The organism is Gottfriedia sp. S16(2024), from assembly GCF_050473765.1.
GTDB lineage: Bacteria > Bacillota > Bacilli > Bacillales > Bacillaceae_G > Gottfriedia.
This window is the reverse complement of record NZ_JBFLUO010000001.1, coordinates 3,578,940-3,600,552: the sequence shown is the minus strand read 5'-3', so window position 1 is coordinate 3,600,552 and position 21,613 is coordinate 3,578,940. Positions and strand designations below refer to the sequence as shown.

General features: G+C 33.7%; 17 protein-coding genes, 1 pseudogene and 1 other annotated feature. Of the genes and pseudogenes, 4 read left to right on the top strand and 14 right to left on the bottom strand.

Annotated features, from left to right (window positions below):
• Nucleotides 1-183: 183 nt before the first annotated feature.
• Together AB1282_RS16950 and AB1282_RS16945 are read right to left on the bottom strand one after the other, a co-directional pair.
• Complete coding sequence (locus AB1282_RS16950) at nucleotides 184-1,188, bottom strand: zinc-dependent alcohol dehydrogenase family protein (protein ID WP_056477145.1); 1,005 nt, start codon at nucleotides 1,186-1,188, stop codon at nucleotides 184-186.
• A gap of 841 nt (nucleotides 1,189-2,029) precedes the next feature.
• Nucleotides 2,030-2,878, bottom strand: coding sequence for a DegV family protein (locus AB1282_RS16945; RefSeq protein ID WP_056477142.1), 849 nt, complete (start codon nucleotides 2,876-2,878; stop codon nucleotides 2,030-2,032).
• Between the two features lie 315 nt (nucleotides 2,879-3,193).
• Here AB1282_RS16945 and AB1282_RS16940 point away from each other — a divergent pair, with 315 nt between their 5' ends.
• Nucleotides 3,194-4,213, top strand: coding sequence for a barstar family protein (locus tag AB1282_RS16940; RefSeq protein ID WP_286131788.1), 1,020 nt, complete (start codon nucleotides 3,194-3,196; stop codon nucleotides 4,211-4,213).
• Nucleotides 4,214-4,361: 148 nt separating this feature from the next.
• On the opposite strand, the gene leuD is transcribed toward AB1282_RS16940, so the two are convergent.
• The 9 genes and pseudogenes from leuD to ilvE form a co-directional block, all read right to left on the bottom strand.
• Nucleotides 4,362-4,937: a 3-isopropylmalate dehydratase small subunit gene (leuD, locus tag AB1282_RS16935; protein WP_056477140.1), complete on the bottom strand. Its 576-nt coding sequence runs from the start codon at nucleotides 4,935-4,937 to the stop codon at nucleotides 4,362-4,364.
• Nucleotides 4,915-6,309 (bottom strand): 3-isopropylmalate dehydratase large subunit, encoded by a 1,395-nt coding sequence (gene leuC / locus AB1282_RS16930; protein WP_056477137.1) that lies wholly within the window; start codon nucleotides 6,307-6,309, stop codon nucleotides 4,915-4,917. Before leuC ends, leuD begins: the two co-directional genes overlap by 23 nt.
• A complete protein-coding gene (gene leuB / locus AB1282_RS16925; RefSeq protein WP_056477134.1) occupies nucleotides 6,306-7,373 on the bottom strand; it encodes a 3-isopropylmalate dehydrogenase in 1,068 nt (355 codons plus the stop codon). The genes leuC and leuB overlap by 4 nt, the downstream gene beginning before the upstream one ends.
• 41 nt (nucleotides 7,374-7,414) lie before the next feature.
• A pseudogene (locus tag AB1282_RS16920) lies at nucleotides 7,415-8,536 on the bottom strand (2-isopropylmalate synthase); the annotation flags it as partial.
• Between the two features lie 3 nt (nucleotides 8,537-8,539).
• Nucleotides 8,540-9,580 carry a ketol-acid reductoisomerase gene (gene ilvC / locus AB1282_RS16915; RefSeq protein WP_286131796.1) on the bottom strand — a complete coding sequence of 347 codons (1,041 nt, stop codon included), beginning with the start codon at nucleotides 9,578-9,580 and terminating at the stop codon, nucleotides 8,540-8,542.
• A 16-nt stretch (nucleotides 9,581-9,596) separates the two neighbouring features.
• Nucleotides 9,597-10,112: an acetolactate synthase small subunit gene (gene ilvN, locus AB1282_RS16910; RefSeq protein WP_025671139.1), complete on the bottom strand. Its 516-nt coding sequence runs from the start codon at nucleotides 10,110-10,112 to the stop codon at nucleotides 9,597-9,599.
• Nucleotides 10,112-11,815: an acetolactate synthase large subunit gene (ilvB, locus tag AB1282_RS16905; RefSeq protein WP_056477353.1), complete on the bottom strand. Its 1,704-nt coding sequence runs from the start codon at nucleotides 11,813-11,815 to the stop codon at nucleotides 10,112-10,114. Before ilvB ends, ilvN begins: the two co-directional genes overlap by 1 nt.
• An 84-nt stretch (nucleotides 11,816-11,899) precedes the next feature.
• Nucleotides 11,900-12,136, bottom strand: a binding site (T-box leader).
• Nucleotides 12,135-13,802, bottom strand: coding sequence for a dihydroxy-acid dehydratase (gene ilvD / locus AB1282_RS16900; RefSeq protein WP_056477128.1), 1,668 nt, complete (start codon nucleotides 13,800-13,802; stop codon nucleotides 12,135-12,137). Its footprint overlaps the feature before it by 2 nt.
• 6 nt (nucleotides 13,803-13,808) lie before the next feature.
• Nucleotides 13,809-14,699, bottom strand: a complete 891-nt coding sequence (ilvE, locus tag AB1282_RS16895; protein WP_056477125.1) for a branched-chain-amino-acid transaminase — start codon at nucleotides 14,697-14,699, stop codon at nucleotides 13,809-13,811.
• A gap of 262 nt (nucleotides 14,700-14,961) precedes the next feature.
• Between ilvE and AB1282_RS16890 the strand changes: the two genes are divergently transcribed.
• On the top strand, nucleotides 14,962-15,150 hold the full coding sequence (locus AB1282_RS16890; protein ID WP_056477121.1) for a hypothetical protein: 189 nt from the start codon (nucleotides 14,962-14,964) through the stop codon (nucleotides 15,148-15,150).
• A gap of 524 nt (nucleotides 15,151-15,674) precedes the next feature.
• Here the strand turns inward: AB1282_RS16890 and AB1282_RS16885 are convergent.
• Nucleotides 15,675-17,201, bottom strand: coding sequence for an ABC transporter permease/substrate-binding protein (locus AB1282_RS16885; protein ID WP_429899605.1), 1,527 nt, complete (start codon nucleotides 17,199-17,201; stop codon nucleotides 15,675-15,677).
• A gap of 1 nt (nucleotide 17,202) precedes the next feature.
• Nucleotides 17,203-17,955, bottom strand: a complete 753-nt coding sequence (locus AB1282_RS16880; RefSeq protein ID WP_056477112.1) for an ABC transporter ATP-binding protein — start codon at nucleotides 17,953-17,955, stop codon at nucleotides 17,203-17,205.
• 211 nt (nucleotides 17,956-18,166) lie between these two features.
• Between AB1282_RS16880 and brnQ the strand changes: the two genes are divergently transcribed.
• Complete coding sequence (gene brnQ / locus AB1282_RS16875) at nucleotides 18,167-19,501, top strand: branched-chain amino acid transport system II carrier protein (protein ID WP_429899604.1); 1,335 nt, start codon at nucleotides 18,167-18,169, stop codon at nucleotides 19,499-19,501.
• 67 nt (nucleotides 19,502-19,568) lie between these two features.
• On the opposite strand, the gene AB1282_RS16870 is transcribed toward brnQ, so the two are convergent.
• Nucleotides 19,569-20,741, bottom strand: coding sequence for a lactate 2-monooxygenase (locus AB1282_RS16870; RefSeq protein ID WP_429899603.1), 1,173 nt, complete (start codon nucleotides 20,739-20,741; stop codon nucleotides 19,569-19,571).
• Between the two features lie 362 nt (nucleotides 20,742-21,103).
• On the opposite strand from AB1282_RS16870, the gene AB1282_RS16865 reads away from it, so the two are divergent.
• The gene (locus AB1282_RS16865) at nucleotides 21,104-21,580 is read left to right on the top strand and encodes a nucleoside deaminase (protein ID WP_056477104.1); all 477 of its coding nucleotides are present in this window, start codon (nucleotides 21,104-21,106) and stop codon (nucleotides 21,578-21,580) included.
• The last annotated feature ends 33 nt before the right edge of the window (nucleotides 21,581-21,613 follow it).

Here is a 21,613-nt window from a genome sequence, read left to right as displayed (position 1 = left end):
AGCCCCCCAAAATAATTAATCATTTCGTTAAAACGCTTACAATACTCAAAATACTAAATTTTTTAAATATTACATTTGTAATAATCATATGATGTTAATTGTAATTTATCAAGGAGCAAAAAAAAAAGAACTGAATAGTTCAGTTCTTTTGATTGAAGACAAACCTCAGAAAAATAAGACAAATTAACCAATTTTAATTGTAATTTTACCAAAATTATTTCCTTCACCCATACGTTGTAATGCACTAAGCACATCGGTAAATTCAAATGATTCATCTATAATTGGTTTAATTTTATGTTCTTCAAAAAATGCTAACATTTGTTCAAACTCTCTTGGACTTCCCATCGTTGTCCCTCGAATGTCCATATTTTTAAAGAATACTTTTGGCAAAACAGTTTGAGGAACTGGTCCATTTGTCGCACCGAATGATACGATTCTTCCACCTTGAGCTGTCAAATCTATTAATCGATTAAATGATTCTCCACCAACTCCATCGATCGTAAGATTAACAAATCCATATTCTTTACGAAGTTTTTTATACCAATCATTTTCTCGATAATTAAAACCAGCAGTCGCACCTATTTCAATTGCCTTTTCAATTTTTTCATTGCTACTAGATGTAACTAGTACTTTTGCCCCGAATGCTACAGCAATTTGCAATGCATACAATGCTACTCCACTACCAATACCTGGAATCAATACTGTATCATTCTTTTGTAATTGACCGCGTGTAATTAATGCTCTATATGCAGTAAGTGCAGCTAATGGAATTGCAGCAGCCTCTTCCCATGACAAGTACTCAGGTTTTTTATAAACATTTTCAACTGGTAGTTTAATAAATTCAGCAAACGTGCCATTAGAAGGCATACCAAGTACAGTGAATTCATCAGAATTGATATCGTCACGATCTCCCCAGTTTAAACTCGGGTTCATTATCACTTCATCACCTACAGTAAACCCTGTTACTTCATCTCCAATAGCCTCAATAACTCCTGCACCGTCAGATCCTAAAATTCCATCTAGCTTCATTCCTGGATACATGCCGTGAGTTATAAAAAAGTCACGTCTATTTAATGATGCTGCCTTTAGCTTAATTACTACTTCAGTCGAATGAACAGTACCAATCTCAACATTTTCCAATTTTAGTGACTCTGGCCCTTTAGTGTCTCTTAAAATATAAGCTTTCAATTACACCTCTCCTATTCATGAAAGAATTTAAATATGTAAAAAGACAAATCTTACTCATTTTTATTTTACCAAAAAAGTTAAATACGGTTTAGTAAAATGATTAGGGTGGAAAGTTTGTGGGGGATATTATGAGATGGATTCTGGGATATATGTGCTATAGTTTATGAGTTTTAGGGAAGGATTTTAGATTTGCTTTACCTATTAATTATGTGGTTTTATATTTATTCAAACTAATTCGGTACGTGAAATTCCATTTAATACCCTTGATATTGTGTGAATCTAAAATTGATTGATTCATGATAAACTAGTCATTTATTTGCAAAATTCTTCTATTTTTGTGCTATTTGAAACTTTTTTATAAAAGATCTTCTAGATTTCAAGTTAATTTTTGTAGGTTACATACGGATTGGAACATCTTATTTGCAGCTTGGGATATTTTGTTTGCACTTTTGACGTTTTAATTTGCAGTTATTAGAAACAACAATCCACCAATAGTCCTTAATTCAATAATATTATCAACCTAGTTTTTCAAGCGTTCTTTCCTATTGAAATAATGGCAACTCAAACTTCTATCCTACTAAAATTAATTTCCACAGGAATAATCTACTGAATTCAAAATATAAGAATTTATATATTTCAATATTACAAACTTTCTAACTTTTCTACACTCCACTTTGTCAAAACCTGTTTTATTATTAATAAATCTGTCTCTTTATAACATACAGGAATGTATTCTTATTTCCTACTAAACTATTATTTATTATATCTATATATTTTTTATTTTAAAAGTTTTACTAAAACAAAAAAACTCTCACCACTTTGAGAGTCGAAATGAATTTTCTTAATTTGATAGAAAAAAGATTCCTATTGCACTTGGCCCCGTGTGGACGCCGACTGCTGAACCAACTGAGTTTTCTATAATCTGTTCAATACCAATTAAATCCTTTAATTGTTTAATAAATTGTTCGGTAGAATCATCTTTTACCCCGTATACAACTGCAACATTTTTACTAAGTTCATCTTTTCGAATCTTCATTAGTTCAAGCATGCGATTTAATGCTTTTTTTCGACCTCGTACCTTTTCAAGTGGTTTAAATTTCCCTTCGCTAACTTCCATAATCGGATTTATATTTAGCATGCCTCCTAAAAATCCTGCAAACTTACCAACACGACCGCCTCGTATTAAATATTGGAGATCTTCTATCGTAAAAATATGTTGGATCTTATTTATATTGTGATGTAATCTTTTGATTAGATTTTCAAATGATTCATCATTATTTAAGCCTTCGATTAACTCCATCACTAGTACACAAATTCCAAGTGATACTGAACGAGTATCAATTATATGAATAGAGGCATTTGGATTGTTTTCTAAAATATCTAGTTTTACTAATTGTGCAAAATTATACGTACCAGATAAATCACCGGAACAAGTAAGATAGATACAATTTTGATTAGCACTACATGAGACTAAAGTTTGATAAATTGCATCGTAAGAAGGTAAAGATGAAGTAAAGTTCTCTCCATTTTTCATTCTTTGCATTAGCTCATGTGATTTTAAATTGACTCCATCAAGATACTCTTTATCTGATTGGTCGTAGACTCTTAATGGTATGACTGAAATATCGTATTTCTTCAATATCTCAGTTGGAAGATCAGAAGAGCTATCCACAATTATTTTTAGGTTCAACTTAATCACCTCTTTTTACAAAAATAATGTATTTTTAATCTTATTAAACAACAATCTAAATATTCAAACAACCATTTTTCTTTTAAGTTAATTTTATCGACAAAAATAAAATTAATTTTACGAAAAGTACATTGAAAATTCACTTGTTCTACAACATGGTAGTTTAATTGAATAAGAATGTCAGAAATTCGATGTATAAAAAGCGAATTCCAATAAAATAATTTAAAAAATTGATTAGCATTTCTAAAATTATGAATTATTTCGCTTTTAATTTTATGGTAAAATGGAATTATATGGAATTTTCGGAGGTATCTAGTGGAATTAAATGCAGAAGTAAAATCAGAGAAAGTACCGGTTAAGTTTGATTTCGAGCTTTATGGCTCAGAAAAGGAAATGCGATTGATCAATAACCAATTGTTTAATGAACAAAAAATATGTGCAAAAGGGATTCTTTACATTGCGTTTACAGTACTTATATTATCTTTATCAATTTTTACTTTCGTTTGGATAAACGAAGAACAAAATTCTCAAGAACAATCAATTATTTTTACGCAAATAGCTGATGAATTAAAAAACAAGGAATTAATTACTCCAGAATTGATCAAAAACATAGAAAGCTTAATAGAAAGTACCGATCATATTTCTGAAGTTAGAGTATTCAATTCGATGAAAATTTGGAATGAAGGAATAAATTTGACTTCTTATCATACTGAAAACATGGAGCCAGATTTTCAATTTAAAAGAATTGTATGGTCCCCTAAATGGTTAGTTCCTAAATTTTTCCATAGTGGAGAAGGAGAACGTGAATGGTATATTGAGATGAAACATAGGAGTTTTAGTACATTTGCAGGATTTGTTTTATTAGTAGGCTTATTAATCTATTTAACCTTATTTACTATATGGACAACGAAAAATACATACCAACATAAAAGAATAAATATTGGATGGATTATTCTATTTGCTTTCTTTAATGTGTTAGGATATTTAGTTTATCGATATCGATTTGTCATTAGAAAGTTTTTTACTGATTTTCTAAAAGAATTTAGCAGATCAGAAGAAAAAAGTATAACGATTGATGTATCGTTAATCAACAACAGTCACGAATTGCATCAAGTATTGAAAGAAAAACTATCATTTCCAGATACTTATAGTGAAGATTGGGATGACTTTTGGGCTATAATTGCATGCCAAGTTGAGTTACCTAAGAAACTTCAATTTATTGGTTGGTCAGAATTAGAGCGAAAACTACCAGAAGATTCAAAAATTATGATCGAGTACCTTCTTGAACATAACCAGGAATTTCCTGATTGGCATTGTAATTTTATATGTAACTAACGCGTTATTATAAATACAGTCAAATTAGAAAGTGCTCTTTAAAATTCAAAATTCAATATTCGACTTAACTTACCGTCCTATTTATACCCATGCTTTCACACGAAACCAGATAAAAAAGAAGTGTCTTATAAGACACTTCCTTTTTTAGTTATGCGTGTAATTTTTCATATTTTTCAATATCATTTTCATATTTCATCGTAATCGCAATATCATCTAAGCCATTTAGTAATTTTTCTTTCCAAACAGGATCAATTGAAAATTCAAAGTTCCCAAATATTGTTTTTACGACTTGTGTTTCCAAATCCACTTCAATTTCTTGATTTCCATTTAATGTAGATAATTTTGAACGAATCTCATCATTTAAGACAATCGGCAGCATACCATTTTTTATACAGTTATTGTAGAAAATATCTGCGAAACTACCGGCAATAATAATTGTAAATCCATAATCATTTAATGCCCAAGGTGCATGTTCTCTAGATGAACCGCAACCAAAATTATTTGCGCTTATTAAGATTGAAGCATTTTTTCGATCATCATCATTTAATATAAATGATTTATTAGGTGAGCGATCATCATGATATCGCCATTCATCAAATAAAAATTCTCCAAAGCCAGTTCGTTCTATTCGCTTTAAATATTGTTTTGGAATAATTTGGTCTGTGTCGATATTATCTAACATAATTGATACAGTTGTGCCTTTATGCGTACGTAACGGTTTCATTTGCTTGCTCCTTTCGAATATCAATAAAATGACCATGTACTGCAGCAGCCGCTGCCATTACTGGACTTACTAAGTGTGTTCTTGCTCCCTTTCCTTGTCTTCCTTCAAAGTTTCGGTTGGAAGTAGATGCACAATGTTCGCCAGCTGGCACTTGGTCTGGGTTCATTGCTAGACACATCGAACAACCAGCTTCCCTCCACTCAAATCCTGCTTCTATAAAGACTTTATGTAGTCCTTTTGCCATCGCTGCATTTCGAACCTTTTTTGATCCTGGAACAACTAATGCACGCACATCAGATTTTACTTTCTTTCCTTTAAGATAATTTGCCGCTTCCTCTAAATCTGACAATCTAGAGTTTGTACATGAACCGATGAATACATGCTGAACAGGAATTTCTTTCGGTGTGATTTCTGGCTTTAATCCCATATATTCATAAGCTCGTTCGTAGTTCTCATCCTTGGCTTTTGGAAGCACTTCATCAATTCTTACGCCCATTCCAGGATTTGTTCCCCAAGTTACATATGGTGCAAGGGTTGCTACATCGACTTCGATTGTTTTATCAAATGTTGCTCCCTCTTCTGTATATAATTTCTTCCATTCTACTAATTTTTTATCATATGAATTGATAGTATATTTTCGACCTTTTAAATACTCGAAAGTTTTTTGATCTGGAGCAACTAATCCTGCTTTTGCTCCTCCTTCAATCGCCATATTACATAGAGTCATACGCTCTTCCATTGACATATTTGTAATGGCTTCACCATAAAACTCAATGACATAGCCAGTTCCCATTGATACACCATAAGTTGCTAGCAAATGAAGAATGATATCTTTAGCATATACACCTTTTGGAAGCTTTCCTTCAAGTTTCACACCCATTGATTTCGGCTTAACTTGCCATAAAGTTTGTGTTGCTAACACATGTTCGACTTCGCTTGTTCCAATCCCAAAAGCTAAAGCACCAAATGCACCGTGAGTAGATGTATGACTATCTCCACATACAATTGTTTTCCCTGGCTGAGTTAATCCAAGCTCTGGTCCAATTACGTGAACAATACCTTGGTCTTCATCTGTAATATCTGCTAAAGGTATATTGAACTCCTGACAATTATTTCTTAATGTATCCATTTGTTGTTTAGCAATTAAGTCAGTGATGACTAATTGATTTTGTGTTGGTACATTATGATCCATTGTCGCAAAGGTTAATTCTGGTCTTCTTACTTTTCGATTAGATAATCTCAATCCTTCGAAAGCTTGCGGTGAAGTTACCTCATGAACTAAGTGTAAATCGATATACAATAGCTGGGGTTTCCCTACTTCACCAGTTACAACATGATTTTGCCAAAGTTTATCAAACAATGTTTGTTTCATCGAATTGTTCCTCCAACTGTTTGAAATTGTAATTCCTTTACTACTTGCTCAGTAAATTCAATCGTTGAACTTTTGCCACCTAGGTCACCAGTTAAATAGCCATTATTTATTGAATTAACAATCGCGTTTTCAATTGAGTTTGCTTCATCAACTAAGTTAAAATCACGAAGCATCATCGCCACTGACCTTAAAATTGCAATCGGGTTAGCCTTATTTTGTCCAGCTATATCTGGTGCTGAACCGTGAATTGGTTCATATAATGAAGGACCCTTACCAGATCTACTTGCAGAAGGTAGCATTCCTAATGAACCAGTAATCATCGAAGCTTCATCGCTTAAAATATCTCCAAATAAATTTTCAGTAACGATTACATCAAATCTTCTTGGGTTTCGAATTAACTCCATCGCGGCTGCATCAACAAGAATATGCTCAACTTCTACTTCTGGATAGTTAGAACTTAATTCATTTACAATTTTTCTCCAAAGTTTACTAGATTCTAATACATTTGCTTTATCAACTGATGTAAGTTTGCCTTTTCTAGTTTTTGCTAACTCAAATCCATACGTTACAATTCGTTCTATTTCTTCTCTAGTATAGGAAAGCGTATCGGTTGCTTCATTTTCATTATGGAATCGAGGTTCGGAAAAATAAATTCCGCCTGTTAATTCTCGAACGACGACAAAGCTTACATTTCTTACTTGTTCAGATTTTAAAGGAGAATGATTTACAAGTTCATCGTAAACATCGACTGGTCGAATGTTTGCGTATAAATTAAGTGATTTTCTTAACCTTAATAAGCCACTTTCTGGCCGTTCAACACCTTGATCCCATTTTGGTCCACCTACTGCCGCCAATAATACGGCATCTGAATTTAAACAATTATCTAATGTTTCTTTCGGTAAAGAAGTACCTGTTTCATCAATCGCGTGACCTCCGAATAAATTTGTTGAAAAAGTAAAATCATGTTGATAAGATTTTGCAATTTGTTCTAAAACCTGTACAGCTGAACTCATAATTTCTGGTCCGATTCCGTCTCCTGGAAGACATGCGATCTTTAATTTCATTTTAGAACCTCCTTTTTGCTCCACTTACTAATAATGTTTAATAAATCTGCATCTGTAATTTCTTTCTTTGAATCTGTTAAAGCTTTAAATTGAACAAACGCTTCGTTAATAATTTCAGTTGAAAAGTTGAATCCAAGTTCTTTTAATTTGTCAGTAAAAGCATGACGGCCTGAATGTTTCCCTAATACTAATGAATTTGTAGAAAGTCCAATTAATGAAGGGGGTATAATTTCATATGTTGTTGGTTCTTTTAGTACTCCATCTTGATGAATACCCGATTCATGAGCAAATGCATTTGTACCAACAATTGCTTTATTCTTCTGGACAACCATACCTGTAAGACGACTAACAAGTTCACTTGTCTTCGTAATTTCATGTAATCGTAAATTAGTATTTTTCCGGTAAATATCTTCCCTAATATGTAGTGCAACTGCTATTTCTTCTAGTGCAGCATTTCCTGCTCTTTCCCCAATTCCATTGACTGTGCATTCAACTTGGGTTGCTCCAGCCTGTATAGCAGCTAATGAATTCGCTACTGCCATTCCTAGGTCATCATGACAGTGACAAGAAAAAATTGCTTTATGATAAGACGGTACATTTTCTTGTAAATATTTAAATAGATCGTAGTATTCTGAAGGACTTGTGTAGCCGACAGTATCTGGAATATTAATCACATCTGCACCTGCTTTAATAGCAGTCTCTGCAAATTCGGCAAGAAATACTCGATCAGTACGACATGCATCCTCAGCTGAAATTTGGACTTTTGGAAAAAAGGATTTTGCAAGCTGCACACAATGTTTAGCAGTTTCCAAAACTTCTAATCTCGTCATGTTTAATTTATATTTCATATGAATGTCACTTGTTGCTAGAAATATATGCAGTCTCGGTTCCGCAGCATTTTTTAACGCATCCCATGCTGTCTTAATATCTGAATCTTTTGCGCGAGAAAGGCTAGAGACAGAGACAGAACGAATCTGTCTCGCAATCTCTTGAATACCTAAAAAGTCACCTTCCGAGGAAGCGGCAAAACCAGCCTCAATGATATCAACACCTAAAGCTTCTAGTTGTCTTGCAATTTCGAGCTTTTCAAATCGATTTAAATTAACCCCAGGAGATTGTTCGCCATCACGTAATGTTGTATCAAGAAACTGAATTTTACTCATTTTTTATTTCACCTCGACCTTTTCTTTTCTTTGGATAAATGGCATCATTGCACGAAGTTTTTCTCCAACCTCTTCTAACTGATGTTGCTTTTCACTTTCATTAATTTCGTTATATACTGGACGACCATTTTTATTTTCGTTAATCCAGCCCTTAGCAAACGTACCATCTTGAATTTCTGCTAAAATATCTTTCATTGCTAATTTTGACTCATTCGCAACTACTCTAGGACCAGATACAAAATCTCCCCACTGAGCAGTATCAGAGATTGAGTATCTCATATAGCTCATTCCGCCTTCGTACATTAAATCAACGATTAGTTTCAACTCATGTAAACACTCAAAGTATGCTACTTCTGGCTGATAACCTGCTTCTACTAATGTTTCAAATCCTGATTTTACTAATGAAGTTACACCACCACATAGTACCGCTTGTTCTCCGAATAGATCTGTTTCAGTTTCCTCTTTAAATGTTGTTTCAAGTACACCCGCTCTAGTAGCACCAATTCCATCAGCGTAAGAAAGTGCTACATTTTTTGCTTCACCTGTTACATCTTGGTAAACAGCGAATAATGCTGGTACCGCTGCTCCATCGACAAAAGTACGTCGAACAAGATGTCCTGGCCCTTTTGGCGCTACTAAAAATACATCAACATTTGCAGGAGGAACAATTTGGTCAAAATGAACATTAAATCCGTGTGCAAACGCAAGCGCATTACCATTTTCTAGATGCGGTTCAATTTCATTTTTATAAACAGTTGGTTGATGCTCGTCTGGTAATAGAATCATTACTACATCAGCTGCCTTTGAAGCCTCTGCAACCGTAGTTACATGTAGTCCATCATTTGCTGCAGCGTCCCATGATTTACCTGGACGACAACCAACAACTACCTTATGACCATTTTCATGTAAATTTAAAGCATGTGCGTGACCTTGTGATCCATAACCAATTACCGCAATCGTTTTCCCTACTAATACATTTTCCTTCACGTCTGTACCATAATATACTTTAGCCATTTTCAAATTCCTCCAATTTTTTTGTTTTATATTTTTATATTTTTATTTAATAAGAGAGTAGCTTTTGAGCATGCTCCTTATGTTTAGCAGATCTAGTAAATGCGGTTACACCAGTTCGAGCTATTTCTTTTAGTTCGAAAGGTCTTAATAATTCAATCAAAGCCTCTACCTTATCAGAAGTACCAGTTACTTGAACGACAATCTGATCACGGCTTACATCAATAACCGAGGCTCTAAATGGTTCAATTAGACTATAAATTTCATTTCTTGTAGCTGCATTTGTACTCACCTTTATTAAGGCCAGTTCTCTAGCAATAACTGATTCTTCTGTTATATCTGCTACTTTTATCACATCAATTTGCTTGTGAAGCTGTTTAATCAATTGTTCAACCTGTTGTAAATCCTCTACGTGAACGACAAACGTAATTCTTGAAATATGATCTTGTTCCGTATGTCCTACAGAAATACTTTCAATATTAAATCGTCTTCTAGAGATCACTCCTGTAATTCGGTTAAGTACGCCACTGTTATTTAATACAGTCGATGTAATGACCCGTTTCATTATTTCACCCCTTCCATTTCATGAATTCCTTTACCAGGTGGAACCATTGGTGTAACGATTTCAGCTTGATGAACTCGACAATCAATTAAAACTGGCCCATCAAACTCAATTGCTTCTCTTAATTGACTTTCAACTAAATTTGGATCTGAAATTGTTATCCCTTTAATCCCATAAGCTTCAGCAAGTTTCGTAAAACTAGGTTGGCAGTCTAATAGAGAACTAGAAAAGCGTTCATTATAAAATGCTGATTGCCACTGTCTTACCATTCCTAGGGCTGCGTTATTTAAAATTAAAATTTTCACTTGCAAATTATGTTCCTTGATCATGCTCAATTCTTGCAATGTCATTTGGAATCCGGCATCCCCAACGACGGCTACAACTAATTCATCAGGCTTAGCAAATTGTGCTCCTATTGCAGCTGGTAATCCAAATCCCATCGTCCCGAGTCCACCTGAAGTAATCCATTTATGGGGTTCTTCAAAAGGATAATACTGAGCTGCCCACATTTGATGTTGACCAACATCCGTCGAAATCGTCGCTTTCCCATTTGTAATCGAATGGAGTAAAGTTAAGACAGTTTGTGGTTTAATGACTTCTCTACTCGCTTCGTACTGTAGTGGAAAGGCTTCTTTACGACTTTTAAGTAGCTCTAACCATTCACTGTGATTTTGTTTATCTACTTTTTGTTTTAATAGAACTTTCAGAACTTCCTTAGCACATCCAACGATTGGAATATTTGTAGGAATAACTTTGTTAATTTCAGCAGGATCTATATCGATATGTGCTACAATCGCATTTTTAGCAAAGTGTGCTAAATTACCCGTTAACCTATCATCAAATCGTGCTCCGATGTTAATTAGTAAATCACTTTCATACATTGCCATATTTGCTGTATAAGTTCCGTGCATCCCCCCCATTCCAAGGAATAATTCCTCATTTGCTGGAAATCCACCTAGCCCTAAAAGCGTATTGACAACTGGGATATTGAACTTTTTTATAAATTCAGTAAACTCATCAGCTGCTTTTGCATGTAATATACCTGCTCCAGCTAATACGACTGGTTTTTTAGCTTTTTCAATTGCTCCTATTAACTTTGTTATTTGAATATAATTTGGTTCATATGTCGGTTGATAGCCTGGTAATTTAACCTCTATCTCGTCTTTTTTCACTCCTTTTTCAACCATCATATTTTTTGGTAGATCGATAACGACTGGACCTGGACGGCCTGTTGAAGCAATATGGAATGCTTCTTTTACGATTTGTGGAACATCTTCAACATTACGCACTTGATAGTTATGTTTTGTAACTGGCATTGTAATTCCAATAACATCTGCTTCTTGAAAGGCATCCGTTCCGATTACATTTGTAGCAACCTGACCAGTAAAAACAACTAGTGGTAATGAATCCATCATCGCATCTGCTAAACCAGTTACTACGTTTGTTGCCCCTGGACCACTTGTTGCGATAACAACCCCTGGACGACCAGTTACTCGTGCATAACCTTCTGCAGCGTGGATTGCCCCTTGTTCATGTCTTGCTAGAATGTGAGGAATATCAGCATCATAAAGTGCATCATATAATGGTAATACTGCCCCTCCAGGGTAACCAAAAATCATTTCAACATTTTCATTTTTCAAAGCATCAATTAGTAAATTTGCACCTGACAATTCTTTTGACAGAGTTCTCATCGAATGATGACTCATTTCTACTTTCCCCTCCATTTTCGGATAAAATTTACCCATTTATTCGCAATAAAAAAAGCCATAACTCCACACTTCAGCAGATGCTGAAGGGGCGAAAGACTTTTCGCGGTACCACCCTTCTTCTTAGGTTAATAACCTAACTTTGGGATTTTGGCTAACCAAAATCTGGTTATAACGTGACCAACGTTCAAGCTTACCTTACAAAATAATTCAGCTTGACACTCAAGAGTGAGTTTCATTAATCAAGGTCATCGGTTCACACCAGCCACCGACTCTCTGAAGATCCTTTTCATAACTACTTTTCTCTTTCAATGCTTTTTCATATTTTTAAAATTCCGCCTGTATTAGCAGAAGTAACTAACTTTGCATATCTTGCTAAATAACCCGTTTTAACTTTTGGTTCATGTAATTTATAAGATGTTTTACGAGATTCTAACGTTTCGTTTGAAATTGATAAAGTAATACTTCTTGATAAAAGATCGATGATGATTTCATCGCCATCTTCAATATATGCAATTGGTCCACCTTCAGCCGCTTCTGGAGAAATATGTCCAATTGCAATTCCTCTAGTAGCACCTGAAAAACGGCCATCTGTAATTAACGCAACTTTTGTTCCTAAACCTCTTCCAACAATTGATGAAGTTGGTGCAAGCATTTCTGGCATTCCAGGTCCACCTTTTGGACCCTCATATCGAATGACAACTACATGACCCTCTTTGACGAGACCTTTGTCAATCGCTTCAACCGCTTCATCGTGTGAGTCAAAACAAATTGCTTCACCAATAAATGTTTGAATTGAAGGGTCAACGCCACCTACTTTAATAACTCCTCCATCTGGGGCTAGATTCCCATGTAAGATCGATAATCCGCCAGTTTGTGAATAAGGATTTTCTTTTTTACGAATCACTTCACTATTGGAGATTGTGGCTTCTTGCACATTCTCGAATAAAGTTTTTCCCGTAATTGTAATGCGGTCACTATTAATTGCCCCGGGAATGGTAGTCAGTTCTTTAATAATGGCTGGAACACCACCTGCTAAATGAACATCATGCATTGAATAGTGAGAAGCGGGACTAATTTTTGATAAATAAGGTACTCTTCTAGCTACGTCATTTATATCCTTTAAGTCGTAATCCACTCCTGCTTCATTTGCGATGGCCATTAAGTGTAAAACAGTATTTGTTGATCCACCCATTGCCATATCCAGTGCAAATGCATCATCAATTGCCTCTTTTGTAATAATGTCTCTTGGTTTTATATCATTTTCAATGCAATCCATTAGATGGAAAGCTGCATCACGGATTAATTGATGTCTGTCTTTACTAGTTGCAAGTATTGTCCCGTTATATGGTAGTGCTACACCAAGCATTTCCATAATGCAATTCATTGAATTTGCTGTGAACATTCCAGAACATGATCCACATGTTGGACATGCTGACTTTTCAATATCGAGTAATTCTTCTACACTCATTTTTCCTGATTTAAAAGCACCTACACCTTCAAATACTGAAGCAAGAGATAGAGCCTTTCCATCTTTAGATAGTCCACCTGCCATTGGTCCACCTGATACAAACACTGCCGGTACATTTGTACGAACAGCTGCCATTAGCATTCCAGGTGTGATTTTATCGCAGTTTGGCATATAAAATACTCCATCAAACCAATGTGCATTAATTACAGTTTCGGCTGCATCGGCAATGATTTCCCTACTTGGTAAAGAATACCTCATTCCGATATGTCCCATTGCGATTCCATCATCGACACCAATCGTATTAAACTCAAATGGAACTCCACCAGCATCTCGAATCGCTTGTTTTACAACATCAGCCATTTCCCTTAAATGAATATGACCTGGAACAATATCAATATATGAATTACAAATCGCTATAAATGGTTTATTAAAATCTTCCTCTTTAACACCTGCCGCTAATAATAAGCTACGATGCGGCGCACGGTCGATACCTTTTTTTATCATGTCACTTCGCACAATTTATCACCCTTGTTTTACGTAAATTTTTTCTCCATCTTCTACTACTAATTGACGAAATGCGTTTAATAATCTTTGTGTATTTGGTCCTGGTTTTCCATCACCAATCACTCGTCCATCTACCTTAGATACGCCAATTACTTCAGCTGCTGTTCCTGTTAAGAAAACCTCATCGGCGATATAAACATCATGCCTTGTGAACAATTTTTCCTCAACTTCGTAACCTAATGTGTCACCTAATTCCATAATTGCATTTCGAGTAATTCCTTCTAATGCACCTGCTGAACTCGGTGGAGTAATTAACTTATTCCCTTTTACTAAGAAGACATTATCTCCTGAACCTTCAGCTACAAAGCCTTGATCATTTAGCATGAGTGCTTCTTGAACACCAGCTAGTTTCGCTTCAATTTTTACTAATATGTTATTTAAATAATTTAAAGATTTAATTTGTGGATTTAATACATCACTTCGATTTCTTCTCGTTGCTACAGTTACAATTTCCATACCATTTTCGTATAGTTCTTGTGGAAAAAGTGCTAGTTGTTCAGCAATGACAACTACATTTGCTCTTGGACAAGAAGTTGGATCTAATCCAAGATTTCCTTCACCTCTTGAGACGACGAGTCGAATATAACCACTATGTAAATTATTTCGATTTACTGTATCAACTACAATTTGTGTTAACTCTTCTAATGAATAAGGAATTGTTAATAAAATTGATTTTGCTGATTCATATAATCGAATGAGATGTTCTTTTAAGCGAAATACATTGCCATCATATACGCGAATCCCTTCGAATACTCCATCTCCATATAGATATCCATGATCATATACAGAAACTTTTGCATCTTGTTTTTGAACGAATTCACCATTTAAAAAAATCTGTTGCTCTGTCACGGTTAATCCTCCTCAAGAGTTAAAATATTTGTACTTACTTTATTCCAATCTACTAAATAAATCAACAAGTTTTTAGAAAATTTAAAATTCATATTTTATTCAAAAATCGTATAAATATTGGTAAATCAACAATGAAAACCTTTACATTTTTTCAAAATATTTTTTCGACAAAATTTTACTCTTGAAAAATGTTTTTAAAAGGATTATCATATGGTTAATTTAAACAGAATTTTCTGTAAATTAAAATCGGAGGCGAGTAAAAATGGCTACTTTACAAATTAATGGGACTGTTAACGAAATCAATGAAGTGTTGAAAGTAATGAGTAATCATTTTGACATTCAGATTAAAGACGAAAAATCCGATCAGGAGTATTCAGTAGATTTCTCTTATGAAGAATGGGAAAATGATTCTTTCGTAAGTGAGATGTTAACTGGAGCCTATAATGATTAAAAACTAAAATTCTTATCGTGTGATAATAAAGACGAGGGTAGCCTATTTTTTAGGCAACCCTCTTTTTTATTTGTTGGGATGACCTGCAAATAAGCCGTTGGGTACTGCAAATAAATATCTGTCTGTGCAAATAAACGATGGAAAGATGCAAATAAACGATGGAAAGATGCAAATAAACGGCTAAGTGCAAATAAAATTAGTGAATCTGCAATTAAAATAAGCGAATCTGCAATTAAATTTGGGAAAACTGCAATTAAAATTAGCGAATCTGCAATTAAACCTATTAAAAGTGCAATTAAGCCATAATATTACCCATACCAGCTAAGGTATTTCACTTCAAAAACTGTTCAAATGTTAATACTCTCAATAAGAAATTAGCAATTTCCCACTAATTCTAGCTGAATCGAATTAAAGGTCACTACGAATCTGCTAAATATTAACTGTGTATGCACAGAAACTTTACGATGTTTGCAATAAAAAAGGACTGCTTAGATCAGTTTCCCTGACCAGACAGTCCAATTCGTTTATTTTAGCAATGCTTCATCCTTCAAAAACTCTCTAGCAACACTTTCGGCAGATTTTCCACCAACATTTACTTTATAATTCATTTGTCGCATTTCATCATCTGTTATTTTATTTTCTAATTTGTTTAAAATATTTTTAACTTCAGGATACTTTTTAAGTGTCTCTTTTCTTAGAAGTGGTGCACATTGATATGGTGGGAATAAATGTTTATCATCGACTAACACTTTCATGTTATAACTTTGGAGCTCGCTATCAGTTGAATATGCATCAATTATTGAGAGATCCCCCGATTGAATTGCGTCATACCTCAATTTTGGCTCCATCGTTTTTAAATCTTGAAATTTCAAACCATATAATTTTTGCAATCCTAAATATCCGTCATCACGATCAGTAAATTCTAAAGTGAAACCTGCTTTTAACTGGTTTGCTACTTTAGTTGCATCTGAAATCGTTTCGATTCCAAATTGTTTTGAAATGTGATCTGGAACAGCTAATGCATAAGTGTCATTAAATTTCATAGGTTCCAAATAGCTCAAATTATATTTTTTTGCTAAACCGTCAGCAGCTTGTTTATATACAGCTTTTGCATCATTACTAACAGCCTTTTCTTTCAAAAAAGTAGAAACGACTGTACCTGTATATTCTGGATAAATATCAATATCACCTTTTTTTAATGCATTAAACACAAATGTCGTTTTACCAAAATTAGGCTTAACTTCAACATTTAGATTTGTTTCATCCTCAATCAATAATTTATACATATTCATTATTATTTCTGGTTCAGCACCTAGTTTTCCAGCAATGACAAGATCTGTTTTATTCCAAGATTTAATTGTTAAGGGAGAAAATAATAATGCTAATAAAATAAAACTAGCCGTTATGATCCTTAATGAAAAACTCTTAAAACTCTTCTTCTCTATTAATCTTAAAATTAAATCAAATATAACTGCTAAAAGCGCTGATGGTATTGCCCCTATTATGATTAAATTCATATCGTTTCGGTCGATGCCTAATAAAATTAAACTACCTAATCCACCAGCTCCTATTAAAGCAGCGATTGTTGCAGTTCCAACAATTATGACCATCGCAGTTCGGATTCCCGCCATCATAACTGGTAATGCTAATGGTAATTCAACCTTAAAAAGCCTTTGTCTACCGTTCATTCCTAAACCGGTTGCTGCCTCTAATAGGATCGGATCAATCTCCTTAATTCCGGTATATGTATTTCGCAAGATCGGCAATAATGCATATACACTTAACGCAATTACCGCTGGAATCTTTCCAATACCGACTAATGGTATTAAAATCCCTAACAGCGCCAATGAAGGTATGGTTTGAATAACTGCTGTTGTTCCAATTACAAACTCAGGGAGTACTTTCTTCTTCGTTAAGTAAATTCCAATCGGGACAGCTAGAATTATTGCAATAATAAGTGCAAATACTGAAATTTGAATATGCTCTAACAAAGCAGTTAATAATTGTTCTTTTCTATTTGCAAGTGTCGTCGTAAATGAAGTTAGAATCATCTTATATTCCCTCCTTTACAACAGCCTTACCTCGATAATGATCTATAAATTGTTCAACAAAAGGATTAACAGGATTATTTAAAATTTCGTCTTTCGTACCTACTTGAACTAGTTCACCATTGTGCATAATCCCGATCCGGTCTCCTAAATAAAATGCCTCGTCTAAATCATGAGTGACGAAAAGGATCGTTTTATTAATTTTTGTTTTTAATTGCTTAAGATCCTTTTGTAATTGTAATCTTGTAATCGGATCTAATGCACTGAATGGTTCGTCCATTAGTAATAAGTCCGGATCCCCTGCTAAAGCTCTCGCTACACCTACCCGCTGTTGTTGACCCCCAGATAACTCTGAAATCGGTCTTTTACTAAATTCCAAAGGATTTAATTTTACTAATTCTAATAATTCTTTAGTGCGCTCTTTTATTTGTGCTTTGTTCCATTTTTTTAATTCTGGTACGATTGAAATATTTTCTTCAACATTCAAATGGGGAAATAATGCAATTTGTTGAAGTACATATCCAAACTCTCTCCTCAGCTTATGTTCATCATACTCTTTAATGTTTTTATCATGATAAAAAATTTCACCATCAGTCGGTTTAATTAATCTATTTATTAATTTAATTGTTGTTGTTTTTCCACAGCCACTTGGGCCAATTAAAACAAAACATTCACCTGTTTGAATTGAAAAAGATAAATCCTGAACTGCACTTTTTCCATTTGAAAACTTAAAAGATATATCTTGAAATTGGATCATTCTAGTCCTCCCTTAAAAAAGCCTATAAGTATATATAGTTAGAGGACAAGTTTTCTTATGCTTTAAGTAATTAAAATTAGGACAAAAGAAATTTTTTTTCATCATTTGTGAAAATCGTAAGAATATTAATAGATTTTGTAGTAAATAGAGCTAATTTTTGGTAGAATGAGAAAATCATTTTTAAATTGCAACGATGATTGAGGGGAATTATTTGAATACTTTAACAAAAAAAGAAATTATGTTTATTGGATTTATGTTATTTTCTATGTTATTTGGAGCTGGTAATTTAATTTTTCCAGCATACATTGGACAAGCAGCTGGAGAGAATGTATGGCAAGCAATAATTGGATTTATTATTTCAGATGCAGGTATTGCGATTTTAGCATTTATAGCAATAGCTAAATCCGGTAATTTTGATACGCTTGTAAAGAGAGTACATCCTATTTTTGCGCTTCTCTTCCCGATGGCAATCTACTTGTCGATCGGACCTGGGCTTGCAATTCCACGAGCTAGTAGTCTGGCATATGAAATGGGAGTTAAACCATTTTTGCCTGCAGGTTTAGCTGTTTCTCCAATAGGACTATTAGTTTATACGATTGTGTTTTTTAGTATCGTTTATTGGTTTGCTAAATCACCTTCAAAATTAGTTGACAGATTCGGTAAAATTTTAACTCCAGCTTTACTAATCTTAATTTTAATTGTTTTTATGAAAGCAATGTTTACAGACTTATCTAGTTTTAAGGATGCATCCTTAACTTATAAATCTAATCCTGTCTCACAAGGAATTTTAGATGGCTATCAAACAATGGATGGGATTTGTGCATTAATCTACGGGATTGTTTTCATCAATATTTTTCAAAGATTAAATGTTACAAATCAAAAATTACAAATTAAATATTTAATGATTTTCGGTTTAATTTGTGCATTATTATTATCGTTAACTTATTTTATAATTGGCTACTTAGGTGCTTCAGCAACGATTACTGGACAAATTGACAATGGAGCAATCGTCTTAACGACTGTAATGCATCAATTATTTGGTAATGGTGGAACGATTGTTTTAGGACTTATTTTTACACTTGCATGTTTAAGTGTTTGTATTGGTTTGATCACATCATGTTCTCAGTATTTTAATAGTATTTTCCCTAAACTATCTTATAAAAAATGGGCAATCTTATTATGTTTTATAAGTGGATTCGTAGCAAATTTAGGACTTACTCAAATATTAAAAGTTTCCGTTCCAATATTAGGTCTTTTATATCCAATGGCAATTGCACTCATTGTTCTAGCACTTTTACACGATCAATTACCATTTAAAGGTAGACCTGTTTATTTATTAACAATTTTGTTTGTTGGAATTTATAGCCTAATTGAGATTATCAATTCATCATTTCTAAATAATGGACTTAATGAATTATTATCGATTGTTCCAATGCAAAGTAAAGGATTCGGTTGGGTAATACCCGCTTTACTTGGTTTTGTAATTGGGTGTATGATGGAGAAGTTTTTCGTTAAAGAATATACCGAAGTAAAAAACGCAGCATAATTTAATTTTCAAAAATTAAGAGCGGCTCATTAGTCTAAGCACTTACTGAGGTCGCTCTTTTTAATTTTTAGAAATGTTTACTAAGGTTTTCTTTTACTAACAAAGATGGCTTTAATTCACTAATACTTTTTTGTCCGGATAAAGCCATCGTTAAATCAAAATCAGCTAAAATATTTTTCATTACTTGGATTACTCCGTTTTTACCACCAAGAGCTAGTCCATACATATACGGTCGACCAATTAATACTGCATCAGCACCGATTGCTAATGCTTTATATAGATCCGCTCCCCTTCTAATACCACTATCCATTAAAATTGGTAATTCACCTTTTAATTCACTACAAATGCTCTCTAATGCATCTAAAGTACTAATTGTTCCATCAACTTGTCTACCACCATGATTTGAAACGATGATGCCATCCATTCCATATTCAAGTGCAAGCATCGCATCGTCCTTATGTAAAATGCCCTTTAATAAAATTGGTAATTTAGTTTGATTTCGCAAAAATGCTAAATCTTCCCACGTTAATGCAGGATTGCCAAAGAGTCTTGTCCATAATAGAATTGCTGACTGTGGATCTTCTTTTGGTGAATTATTTAATCTTGAGCAAAACACTGGATCCTCTAAATAGTTCCCGATACCTTGTCCTTGTAAGAATGGCAAATATGCATTTTCAATATCTTTTTCTCTCCAGCCCATTATCGAAGTATCAAGTGTAATAACAATTGCTTCATAGCCATTTGCTTCAGCACGTTTAATCATACTTGCTGCTATTTCCATATCACTACTACAATATAATTGAAACCATTTAGGAGAATTTCCTAGAACACTTGAAACCTTTTCCAATGAGTAAGTTGATGCAGTACTAGTAATGTATGGAATATTCAATTCTGCTGCTGCTTTAGCAGTTTCAAGTTCCCCTTCTGGGTGTGCAATCGACTGGACACCGATTGGTGCAAATAAAACTGGTGAATTATATGTTTTGCCAAATAATTTTATACTAATATCACGCTCAGCCACATTACGTAACATTCGCGGTACAATTTTCCATTTGTCAAAGGCTAATCGGTTTTCATTCATCGAGCGCTCACTACCTGCGCCACCTGCTATATAATAAAAAGGTCCCTCTTCTAATTGATCTTGTGCTAACTTTTCTAAATCCTCAAATCTAACAGGAATCTCACTTTTTTTCCCGGTACTATACACTTGCAATTGAATAGAATTCCCGAAATTCTTCATTCCAAACACATCCTTAAAAAAGTTGTAACCGTTTACATATTCTAATTCGGTTCAAATAACTCCTTTAAATTTCTGAATAAATTATTCGACATTTTTAATATTTATAAGTTTTCCTTTCTCATTAAGGACTTAATTTTATATTAAAAATATTTAATTGTATAATATTACTCTATTTTTTGTTCTTAAATACTGTAAGAGAGTGTACAAATAAGTAAGATACCCTTTTTAATATTAATGGTTGATTGAAAGAATAGTAAATCGATTTGGTTAACCAATTTGATTGAATGTTTATTTATATTAATTTAAGAAACTAAATAAATGTAAATACCTTTCGCCCTTATTACTATAAAGGTGGTGTTAGTTTGAATCACTCTGATTGGATTAAATTAAGTGTAAGACTTGCTTACGAAAACTTATTAAATAAAAATGGTGGACCATTTGGGGCAGTTATTGTCAAAGATGGAAAAGTAATTGGTGCCGGAGTAAATGGTGTCACAACATTAAATGATCCAACTGCACATGCAGAGGTCCAAGCAATTCGAAACGCATGTCAAAATTTAGGTACATATTTATTAAAGGATGCTGTCTTATACACAAGTTGTGAACCATGCCCGATGTGTCTAAGTGCCGCCTATTGGTCTAGAATTTCAAAAATATATTATTTTTTCACAAAAGATGATGCTGCAAAAATTGGTTTTGATGATGCACATATCTATGATGAACTTTCATTGCCCTATGAAGATCGAACGATACCAAGTGAACAAATTATGATTAAAGTCAAAGATATTGAAAACCCTTTCATTGTTTGGTCAAAAGAAGAAAGTCATGTTCATTATTAATCAATATAAAAAAGGTTGCTCATTAATAACTAA

Coding starts and splice junctions, on each gene's coding strand:
- leuD (WP_056477140.1), bottom strand. CDS start 4,937: ATGAAACCGTTACGTACGCATAAAGGCACAACTGTATCAATTATGTTA.
- leuC (WP_056477137.1), bottom strand. CDS start 6,309: ATGAAACAAACATTGTTTGATAAACTTTGGCAAAATCATGTTGTAACT.
- leuB (WP_056477134.1), bottom strand. CDS start 7,373: ATGAAATTAAAGATCGCATGTCTTCCAGGAGACGGAATCGGACCAGAA.
- ilvN (WP_025671139.1), bottom strand. CDS start 10,112: ATGAAACGGGTCATTACATCGACTGTATTAAATAACAGTGGCGTACTT.
- ilvB (WP_056477353.1), bottom strand. CDS start 11,815: ATGAGTCATCATTCGATGAGAACTCTGTCAAAAGAATTGTCAGGTGCA.
- AB1282_RS16890 (WP_056477121.1), top strand. CDS start 14,962: ATGGCTACTTTACAAATTAATGGGACTGTTAACGAAATCAATGAAGTG.
- AB1282_RS16885 (WP_429899605.1), bottom strand. CDS start 17,201: ATGATTCTAACTTCATTTACGACGACACTTGCAAATAGAAAAGAACAA.
- AB1282_RS16880 (WP_056477112.1), bottom strand. CDS start 17,955: ATGATCCAATTTCAAGATATATCTTTTAAGTTTTCAAATGGAAAAAGT.
- AB1282_RS16870 (WP_429899603.1), bottom strand. CDS start 20,741: ATGAAGAATTTCGGGAATTCTATTCAATTGCAAGTGTATAGTACCGGG.